Annotated in this window: 10 protein-coding genes and 1 pseudogene; 4 read left to right on the top strand and 7 right to left on the bottom strand. The window is 43.1% G+C overall.

Translation table 11 applies throughout. The annotated features are described in order from the left end of the window. Positions 1 to 480: 480 nt before the first annotated feature. On the bottom strand, positions 481 to 1,386 hold the full coding sequence (locus BM056_RS25140; RefSeq protein ID WP_092476207.1) for an EFR1 family ferrodoxin: 906 nt from the start codon (positions 1,384 to 1,386) through the stop codon (positions 481 to 483). An 83-nt stretch (positions 1,387 to 1,469) separates the two neighbouring features. Between BM056_RS25140 and BM056_RS25135 the strand changes: the two genes are divergently transcribed. After that, positions 1,470 to 1,982, top strand: a complete 513-nt coding sequence (locus BM056_RS25135) for an XRE family transcriptional regulator (RefSeq protein WP_092476204.1) — start codon at positions 1,470 to 1,472, stop codon at positions 1,980 to 1,982. Between the two features lie 498 nt (positions 1,983 to 2,480). Here the strand turns inward: BM056_RS25135 and BM056_RS25130 are convergent. Then, positions 2,481 to 2,855, bottom strand: a pseudogene (locus BM056_RS25130) (MFS transporter); the annotation flags it as partial. 340 nt (positions 2,856 to 3,195) lie between these two features. Between BM056_RS25130 and BM056_RS25125 the strand changes: the two are divergent. Further along, on the top strand, positions 3,196 to 3,435 hold the full coding sequence (locus BM056_RS25125; protein ID WP_092476202.1) for a hypothetical protein: 240 nt from the start codon (positions 3,196 to 3,198) through the stop codon (positions 3,433 to 3,435). Positions 3,436 to 3,553: 118 nt separating this feature from the next. Here BM056_RS25125 and BM056_RS25945 read toward each other — a convergent pair whose 3' ends face one another. The 5 genes from BM056_RS25945 to BM056_RS25100 form a co-directional block, all read right to left on the bottom strand. Then, positions 3,554 to 3,853, bottom strand: coding sequence for a DUF4129 domain-containing protein (locus BM056_RS25945; RefSeq protein WP_131820850.1), 300 nt, complete (start codon positions 3,851 to 3,853; stop codon positions 3,554 to 3,556). A 178-nt stretch (positions 3,854 to 4,031) separates the two neighbouring features. After that, a complete protein-coding gene (locus BM056_RS25115; protein WP_092476196.1) occupies positions 4,032 to 4,943 on the bottom strand; it encodes a hypothetical protein in 912 nt (303 codons plus the stop codon). Then, a complete protein-coding gene (locus BM056_RS25110; RefSeq protein ID WP_092476193.1) occupies positions 4,940 to 6,298 on the bottom strand; it encodes a DUF58 domain-containing protein in 1,359 nt (452 codons plus the stop codon). Before BM056_RS25110 ends, BM056_RS25115 begins: the two co-directional genes overlap by 4 nt. Next, positions 6,295 to 7,275: an AAA family ATPase gene (locus tag BM056_RS25105; protein ID WP_238456663.1), complete on the bottom strand. Its 981-nt coding sequence runs from the start codon at positions 7,273 to 7,275 to the stop codon at positions 6,295 to 6,297. Before BM056_RS25105 ends, BM056_RS25110 begins: the two co-directional genes overlap by 4 nt. 213 nt (positions 7,276 to 7,488) lie before the next feature. Next, positions 7,489 to 8,361, bottom strand: coding sequence for an AraC family transcriptional regulator (locus BM056_RS25100; protein WP_092476191.1), 873 nt, complete (start codon positions 8,359 to 8,361; stop codon positions 7,489 to 7,491). 219 nt (positions 8,362 to 8,580) lie between these two features. Between BM056_RS25100 and BM056_RS25095 the strand changes: the two genes are divergently transcribed. Both BM056_RS25095 and BM056_RS25090 read left to right on the top strand, forming a co-directional pair. Further along, on the top strand, positions 8,581 to 8,799 hold the full coding sequence (locus BM056_RS25095; RefSeq protein WP_092476188.1) for a hypothetical protein: 219 nt from the start codon (positions 8,581 to 8,583) through the stop codon (positions 8,797 to 8,799). Positions 8,800 to 8,826: 27 nt separating this feature from the next. Further along, positions 8,827 to 9,279 (top strand): helix-turn-helix domain-containing protein, encoded by a 453-nt coding sequence (locus BM056_RS25090; protein ID WP_092476186.1) that lies wholly within the window; start codon positions 8,827 to 8,829, stop codon positions 9,277 to 9,279. The last annotated feature ends 471 nt before the right edge of the window (positions 9,280 to 9,750 follow it).

Below are 9,750 nucleotides of genomic sequence, written 5' to 3'. Positions count from 1 at the left end.
AATATAACAGCCATTTAATTTTTCAATTTCTTTACAATCAATTTGCTTTAAAATTTGATATAGTTTATCTTCCTCATCGAAATTTTTAACTAAAACTTCAAAGGAAAAAAGCATTCCACCAAGAATATACATGTAGGGTTTCACCTCGCTTGTGTTTTTTGTTGTGGGAATGAAAAACACTTCTATAGCAATCGGGTGAAACCTTTTATTTTTGGCAGCTTTATTGAGCTATTTTAACTTTTTTGGCTAGGGTAAATTTGTCTTCCTATGTTTAATGAGCCCTTGTGTTTTATGGGGTTAGAATTATGCAATTGGCTCGTAAAGGGTGGTATATAGTTAATACCCACTTTCATTACTGTAAAAGTGAGACCCCAGGTAACACATAATATCACCAAGCATGCCATCATTTTTATTGATGTTCTGTCTAAAAACAAAAGATTAACATCCTTTCAATAGACTGTTATATTAGAGCCATTTTAATTATTTGCCTTTATTATCACGTTTACGTTGTTTGAATAATGGGTCATCGAAATTAATTGTTTTCGGGTCAATCAACCAGCGAAATTCACTGCGAGCGGTAGCCTTATCCAATTCTTTTTTATATCTGGCATAATATGCTGGGGCCATGCGAACGAGAGGTTCCCAATCGGCATCTATAGAAAGCGTAGGACAAATGTTTACACATTTCCAGCAATATATGCATGGGTCTTGTAAGCGGGGTGGTTCGCTTGTGATATCAATACCTTGAACAGGGCAATTTTCTTCACACGCATAACATTTAATGCACTTGTCGAAATCAATTCTAAGTTTCGGCAAAGCCTGACTAAGTATATTTTGGGTCAATCGATGACTTTCCTGTATCCATTCCTCAGAAGATACCGGAAAGTTATCAGCGAATGACTTTTTTCCCAGCTCTTTAATGTCATTGCTGAGTTTAGCGATCTCTATTCCAAAGGATTTTGCTTGCTCCAAATCAAGTGTATCCGGGTGACCCGATGTATAGCTTGGCCTTGGATAATAGGGAACGGTGATATCAGCGTATGTATGGTGAAAGCCGATGACGGAAGCACCTTTGGTTTTTAATAGATTTACCATCGAAGAAAAAAAATTTCCCAACACATTTCCATGGGTACAGAATACAAACCAGTGTTGACCATTGAGCTCTGGAAGAGATTCAATAAAATCCCGAACATGGAAAGGTTCTTTATAGTAAAATACTGGAGAGCCTATGCCTACCAAGTCATAGTTTGATAATGAACTGTTATCTATTTTATTCATGGCAGATAATTCGCAGTTCGTGTTTACGATTTTTAGACCGTCACAAATGCATTTCGCAATCTTATAGGTGTTTCCAGTTTGAGAAAAATAAATGATCGATGTTTTCATTGTGGTTACACCCCCTTGATTTTAGATTAATGTAATATATAATATACAAAATGTCAATTTAAATTTACAAGGGGATGAATTTTGTGAGAGGCTTTGATTTTTCAATCGTTCGAACGCTTCGCATAAAACGGGGTATGTCGGCTGAGGAGCTTGCTAAAGCTGCCAACCTAACAAGAGCAACTATAGCTAAAATTGAAAATGGCAGTGTGAATCCCACAATGGGTACTGTTGACGCTTTAGCTGGTGTTTTTCAGCTCATGCCGAGTGAACTGGTTCGAATGGCTGAGGTTACTCGCTGTGAGGAAGCTATGATAGAACTTTTAAAGAACGAAAGTATTGAGGGAAAACATATTTATTTTTCTAATTTCGAAATGTTTCACATTCGCGCGAAAGCAGGTGCAACAATTAAGTCTGACCCCAAATTCCATGAAAACACAGCAGAGATATGTTATGTTCTGTCTGGCAAGGTAAAAATCATGGTTGGAGAACAGTCTTATGAATTAAGTTCAGGTGCAGTTTTACGCTTCAAAGCACTTCTTGAGCATCACATTTATATTTTAGAAACTTCGGAGCTAATTATGATTCACCATATTTAGCGTGAAGCATATAACCTCACATCCGCCTAGCTTGATATTCTTAGAATTTCATTTTTTACAGACAAATTAAAACACAATCAATTTGATCGATTGACCGAAAAAATGATACTATCCCTAAAACGATAAAATGTCATATTGTGGCAGATTTTGTTGCAGCAGTTATTCATCTTCTTCCAAGATAAGGTAAAATCCCGCCTAAAATAGTGGTGGGACTTAAAAGGGTAAAAAACACAAAACTTTTTACACTACCTAGTCGCAATGTTTTTAAAACCACTGCGCCAGCAGTTTAGTGCTATTCATATAGTGGGAATTAAGCCTAAACCAAATACTCCACCTTCCTTGGCGCCGGGAAAGTGCTCGTCCAATTTCCGGTGCAAGAAGTTCTTCATCTCCTCCAGCGTCTCCTTTGGATAAACATATTTCCCATAACTTGAATTGTTACTTCCGTCCGTAGTACGGAACTTTATTATTTATTGACATGTCAACTTAAAGCTTGTTCACCGCTGGAACTTGAATACCCGTACCGATAGCGCGGATAGCAGACATCAAAAATAGCAGCCAAAGCGCATCGTATCCGATTAAAAACAAAATGGCCAATATAAGCGTGGAAACCGCAATCAATGCATCTGACATAATGATAAGTGTTTTCCGGTTATAGCGATCAGCCCATACCCCCGCAATCGGAGATAGAATAAAGGTGGGCAGGAAGCCACAAATGATAGATATTGTCATCATGACACCGGATTGTGTGGTTAATGTGATATACCGCATAATGGCAAGCTGAACCAATGATGACCCAAAGAGTGATATGGCCTGGCTGCCCAAAAAAAGACTAATGTTCTTTTTCCAATTTGTTTTATTATCTACTTCCATGATATGTTCAGTTTGCAACTCATTAACGCCCTTTCCTAATTTTTATTTTAATCACTTAACAAAAAACGCAGGCAATAATGCCTGCGGAAAGAGTAAATGGATAAAGACCATGGACTGAAGACCTATCTAAAGAAAACCTATCAGGGAAATAATTATCTTTTCACGGTTATACGTTTTTTGGTTCTTCCAAATGAGAGTGTTAGTTTTATTTTTAAACACAACAAAAAGAGGGTAGAACTGCCCCTCTTTTTACACAATCGTAAAATAGGTTTACCTTAAAGCAGACAGACCAATCCCATTTACTCTGCTTCCAATTGAATTTCAAAACCGATATGAAATAATGCCTATTGTAAATGACTTTACCACTTGGCAATCCTATAACCCAGCTTTAGGATTACTTATTGGGAAATTCATGGTGATTGAAGATACCATTCTTTCTACCTATGTCTCAGAAGATGGTGATTACTCTGGTCCTGAGAGTCTTGTGAAAATCAGCGATAATTTATATAAAACTAAGGGGTTCGCCTTTAAAGGTAATTCAAAACTATCCTCTTGGTCTGTCGAATTAATTAAAGTTTAATTCTCTTTGATTTGACCATTTAGACGCATAATTTAGCTACTGCGTCGTGCCTTAAACATTCTACGCACCAAGTTGCCCTATAAGAATGAAAAGCGGTTGACAGGGTGGCGTTATGCGTTTATTTAAGCTTGGAGCGAATTATTTTAAGCAGCTGCTCACTTATAGCAGCCTGCTGCCAGCTAACCGGTTCATGACTGTAGCGAGCTTTCAAGAACAGGCTGGTGAGCTCCTCTACTTCCTCGCCGGGAAACAGCTCTATTTTGCCGGACGTTTGCAGCCTCCGAACATATTCCAGCGGGGTTTCACAGGTTTTTCTCGGACAGCCGAAGCGGCGCCCAAGGCGTAAAAAAATTTCATAGACACGAAAAATTTTTTGGTCGGGTGTTTTGGCGGGAAGCAACCCGCGTAGTACAGCCATTATCTTTTGACGGAGTTTTCCAACCGGGACGCAAATCCATTTAAACAAGCCCCAACAAGATGTTAGCAGCTTCCAAGCAAGTACAGCCAGCCACCGCCAAAACTGCGCCAGCCCTCTGAACAGAGAGTATTTTCTCTGGGGGGTACGGGGGGCAGCACTCAAACGAGTTTTCAACAGGTTAATCAGCCCCCAAAGGCCTATAAAGAGGAGCAATAAGCCCAGCGCAATAAAAGGCGCATAAAACCACAGGGGGCATCCGCGGAACCTGTTCCATTTCTCCGGCTTTCATAGATAGTGAAGTAATCCCGGGATCAGGAAGGGGCGCTGCCGGGGGCCCCGCAGGGATTAATTTCAGCAGATAAATTAATAAAGCCCAAAGGGCGACCAGTGCTTTTTGGGCTGTCTGAAGCAAGCTGCGTACTTGTCCCCAAAAAGCGGCTAAGAAAATAATTACAGCCGCCAACGACGGTATAACGGCATGAAAAATAATTAAATCATAACGGATTACTGAAGCTGCCGAAAAACCGGTTCCCTCTACAGCCAGGGTAAGGGCCAGGGTCATAAACCAGCAGGTAATCAGCAGCATCAGCAGCGACGCGGGAAAACCATTATAAGTTAACAGGAAAACCGCCGGAATTACCAGCACCAGGCTTATTTCTAATGCCTGGATATTGGCCGGCCGGTCAACAGCCTCCGGGCCGGTAGCTTTGAAAACAAAATATAAGCCGCACAGCCAGGACAATAGCTGCCAGCTGGAGGGGAAAAGATAAGCTTTCCAGTATAACAGCTCCGGTGAAGTTTTTAACAGGTGAGCCTTAACCAGCGTGCCGGCCAGGACGGTAAGGGCGGCATACAATAGATATTGCAGCAAATTAATTATAGCCAGCTTTAAAACTGTAGGTCCTGTTGTTAACAGGCTCCTGTTGGAAAAAAAGCCGATAAAGGTGGGAAGCACGGCCAATAAAAGAAAACCGGCCAGTCCGGCCCCGAAGCCAGGGTAATTTGCGGAGCCATTGGCTGAACAAATATAAGCGAAAACCAGGTACCAGCAATAGCCGGATACGCTCAGCAGTGTGGCTGCCCAGATCATTTCGGGCCCCTCCCTTTGGACAAATTTATCAGCCGTACCCTGGAGGAGGCCAGGCCGGCAAGTTTCTGCGGGCTGTAGAAGCCGGCCGGATCATGACTGGCGTGGTCGCTGTTTTCCTCCGTATTTAGCCAGTTTTGGGGAGGATCATGATAAGCCAGCAGATAAATTAATGTATTGGCCGGAATCTTTTGTATTAAAGACCACAATTTTTGCTGGGCTTCAGGCTTGGCCCGGTTGGTTTCATCTATCGAGGCACAAAGTTTAAGTATCTTTTGAGCCTGCGGAGTGCCCCCGGCAAAGTCCAGAGCTGTAATCTGGCTGATCCTTTTCATATATGCTCCGGCTCTATCGGGCCGGGGACCTGAATCCGATATTTCCCAGCGGAGGGTGGGGGCGTTGGTAAAAAACGCCGTCATAGCCCCCTGCTCCAGGTGGAAAAGGGCAATTCCGGCGGCCAGGCTGATAGCTTTTTCCAGTGAAGGGTCTTCAAGACGGGCCGAATTGTCGGCGTAAATGGATTGGCCGGCAGCGCTTAGATCCAAAACCACCAGGCAAAATTCGGAGTCTTTGCGTTGATAAATGTTGGTTTTAAGACTATTGGCCCGGGCCGTAGCGTACCAGTTGATGCTTTTGGGGGAATCGGACATCTGATAATCTCTAACCCCCTGGGCCTGGTAGCGGTCTTCGAGGCCAAAGCTGTCTTCGCGGTTGTTCTCTTGAAGGTCCAGCGTTTTAAAAATGTCCCCGGCACTCTCGAGTCTTGGAAAGACATACAAGTGCTGCTCCCGGCCCACCTGGTTCATGCCGCGAAATAAGCCGGAGGGATCACCTACAAAAAGACAGGGCGGGGGAAGGTAATAAATTCCTCTGGACGGGGCCTTAAACTGCAGGCGTACGGTAATTTCTTTTTTTTCCGGCAGCCAGGCATAAAAAACCGTGCAGCTATTCCATACGGGAAATACCTGCAGGGTTGTGGCTGAATCGATATCGCTGTCGCCGGATAATTTAGAAATTGCTATCGGGACATCACTGGAACAAGTAAGCCTGGCCGGCAGAAGAAAACTAATTCCGCAGCGTACCAGGGGGAAAAGCCACCCGTTATAGAACCTGAAATCCCGGCTGAAGGTTTCACCGGCAAAAATATTTACCGGCGCCGCGCTGCTTTCACCCACGGTGGAGCGGCAGCTCATCAGGGTCCAGTAGTAACTCCAAACTAAATAAAACAGGTAGAGAATCAGTAATAAAAAAGGCAGCGGCATGCGGTAATATACTGTAACCAGCGCGGCTGCGGCAACTACCAGCTGAACTTTGACACCGGCGGCTGGAGTAGTGCTCAACACCCGGGGTTTTTTCATTGTTCACGTTTCCTTAAAGAGAGAGGTATTTTATCCAGAAGCTGCTTCAAGAAATCTTCCACCTGCGCGCCTTTATACTTTTCTGCTTTTTTCAGTTTTAACCGGTGGGCAAAAACCGGGATACATAACAGCTTAATGTCATCAGGCAGGACATAATCGCGCCCCTTGACCAGTGCCATAGCCCTGGCGGCTTTAACCATGCTGATGGATGCCCTGGGGCTTAAGGCCAGTTCCACAGTCTCACTTTGGCGGGTGATCTCAACCAAATCTAAAATATATTGCACCAGGGTTTCTTCCAGGTAAACCTGCTGCGTCAATTCCTGGACCATTAAAACTTGATCCAGACTTAAAACAGGCTCCAGTGATGCGACGATGTCGCCAAAAGTGTGCTTTTGTAAAATTATGCTTTCATCTGCTTTTAGTGGATAGTCCAGCTTAATTCTCATTAAAAAACGGTCCTGCTGGGCAAAGGGCAGGGGAAAGGTGCCTTCGGATTCTATGGGATTTTGAGTGGCCAGCACCAAAAAAGGCTGCTGCAGGGGATGGGTTACACCATCAATGGTTACCTGTTTTTCTTCCATAGCTTCCAGCAGGGCTGATTGGGTCCGGGGCGTAGTGCGGTTGATTTCGTCGGCCAGTAAAACATTCGTTAACACAGGCCCGGGACGAAACTCAAATGTGCCGGTTTTAGTGTTGTAATAATTCATTCCCGTTACGTCAGACGGCATTAGGTCAGGAGTAAACTGAATCCGTTTAAAATCACAGCTCAGGGAACGGGCAATGGTTTTGGCCAGCGTTGTCTTTCCCGTCCCCGGCAGGTCCTCCAGCAAAATATGCCCCCGGGCCAGCAAAGCGGTCAGGGCTAGTTCTACGGCACTTTGCTTGCCAATTATGACGGATTCTATTTGGTTTTTTATTAAATCAATAAGTTGAAATGCTTCACTAAAACTAATCTTTGCGGGATTTGGGGCAGTCAAATGAAAGTCTCCTTCCGGTGTCAGTTAAAGATTTAAATAATACCCTCAATATCAATATACCTAAAAAATACGACAAATACCAGTGTAAGCGCGGCCCTTGAGCTTGCTCCAAGCCCTTCAACAGAGCATCAAAGAGTTTAGCGAGGGACTGTCCCCTTTGGGGAGGAACTTGATGGGGACGCCCGGCGGACCCGTCCAGTTCCTCCCCGAGCATTATTTTTTCAAAATTGGTATCCATATTTCGCTTTTGAAATTTGGTGAATTTATGTCTGAATGTTCGTTCCACAAGATTTCCGGTCCTTCTGCCTGTTCATAGTTTGAGGATGGAAACCATTCGGAATAGATGCGTCCCCAGGTATTTTGCAACGTATCCGGAAATGGTCCAACTGATTCGAATACAGCCCATGTTGAGGCAGGAACTTCAAGTTGTATCAGATTACCCGGACACTCATTAGTTGTTGCCACACCTATATAATGATCAAGCTCTCCTTTTTCCTGCATTCGCCCTTCGGAAAAATTTGTGGATGCCTGAAGCAGTCCCAAAGGCTCGACATTAGAAAGCTGTTTAAGTTTATTTATCATTTCATCATTTAAAGTTTTCCACATTGAAGCAATCTCCGGATTCACTCCGTGGAAAATAATCGGAACTCTTTTCATGATACCGACTATTCGAAACGCCTCTTTTTCTACGATTCGGTAGTTCAACTCACTTCCCCCTTTAATAGATAATTGAAAGGTTACGCGTGAATAAGTTTTGAGTGATTGCCCATTATTTCTGGCTTCCGATGGTGTTACCCCATGAAAACTTTGAAAAGCCCTGGTAAAGGAATCAGGTGAACTGTATCCATATTTAATCGCCACATCAATTATCCTTGTATTACTACGGTTAAGTTCAAATGCCGCCAGGCTAAGGCGTCTGCGGCGGATATATTCGGACAGCGTAATACCCGCAAGAAATGAAAACATCCTTTTGAAGTGATACTCAGAGCAGCAAGCCAGCTTGGCGACTTTTTTAAAGTCAATGTCACCAGTAAGATTCTCTTCAACATACGTTAACGCCCCATTCATTTTTTCAAGTAAATTCATTGAGAGGACCTCCCACCAATAGAATAGCAGGAATTGAATGATTCCATCCGACATTTCGTGCACAATTATGTGGGGTTGTTTCTTTGTTATGAGTAAAAACGCTACTGGAGGCGCTGGGGGCTTTCTCACGGTGCTATTGTGGCCCGTGAATTCGGTATAGTAGAAATTATATTATCTCAACACACGCACATACGAGAATGGGCGAAAGAGACGTAAGCGATGATGATATCCAAAGATGCTTATTTATTGGAAGGTCAATACCTTGAGCACCAGGACCACGGAAGGGACATTAAATATTTGCTACAAAATGAATGCGATGATGGTACAATTTTTTATATGGTTGTGGCATCTGTTCAACCACGACCGGTCATAGTAACTGATTGCAGGTTTAGGGATGAAGTTTGGGAAGATTTGGGGCCTATGAAAAGAAGAAGATAATAATTCCCAATATGGGGAGGGTGTTTTATGCAGTGTTACGTTTGCGATGGGGAAATGAGCAAAGTGCAAAAAGACGTGGAAACAACCTGGAAGGGTAAAACAGTAGTATTTAAAGGCCTGAGTGTATATGTTTGTCATTCATGTGGAGAGGAAGCTTACGAGCCGGACGATGTAAAGGCTATGCAATATTTTATAGAAGGTGCAATCAAACAGGACAATTACCCTGAAATAATGAATGTGGAAGAAGTGGCTGATTTTTTTCGGGTCAGCAACCAGACCATATATAATATGCTAAGAGAAGGAAAACTGCCAGCTGTGAAAGTAGGGCGAGAATGGCGTTTTTCCAGGGAAAAAATTAGAGCAATGGTGAACCAAACGGAACAGCTAGAACAACCTGCTGGAATTGCAGCCCGGGACGATGGATTGGGTTTAAGTAAAAAAGACGCAGATATTATTGCCAGGCATTTAAGTGATATGTAAAAATCTAAAGAGGTGCTATTATGGGGTGAAATTTATACCGGGTTTATCACCAGCTGGTTATGTGGCAGAAATTAGAAAGGAACTAGGGTTAAGTGGAAGAATCGATCCTTTTGATATAGCTAAAAAATTAGGAGTTCCTGTATGCCTGGAACGGAGAAACCCCCTATTATTAGAGTCTATATCCCATAATCTCTTGATTTCATAGAATTACATAAAATAGTACTGTGGGATTTAAACTTTCCATGATGGACGGCGGCCTTGACAGCCCTAAGGGCTGTAGTGTGTGTTAATTACCGATGGGCGGCTCCGAAAACATGTAATAAGCTTACCGTTCCATCGGACTTAATATTATACAACAGCCCTCTTAACGGGCTATCAAGGCTACCCAAAGGCGCCTAGTACTAAGGCCCAAGGGTTCCTCAGGGACTCACCAAAAACATGACTTTATTAAACCTTAACAATAAATGGTTT

This window comes from Desulfotruncus arcticus DSM 17038, assembly GCF_900113335.1.
GTDB classification, from domain to species: Bacteria; Bacillota; Desulfotomaculia; order Desulfotomaculales; family Desulfallaceae; genus Desulfotruncus; species Desulfotruncus arcticus.
The sequence above is the reverse complement of the archived record's forward strand: the minus strand, read 5'-3'. Positions and strand labels throughout refer to the sequence as shown.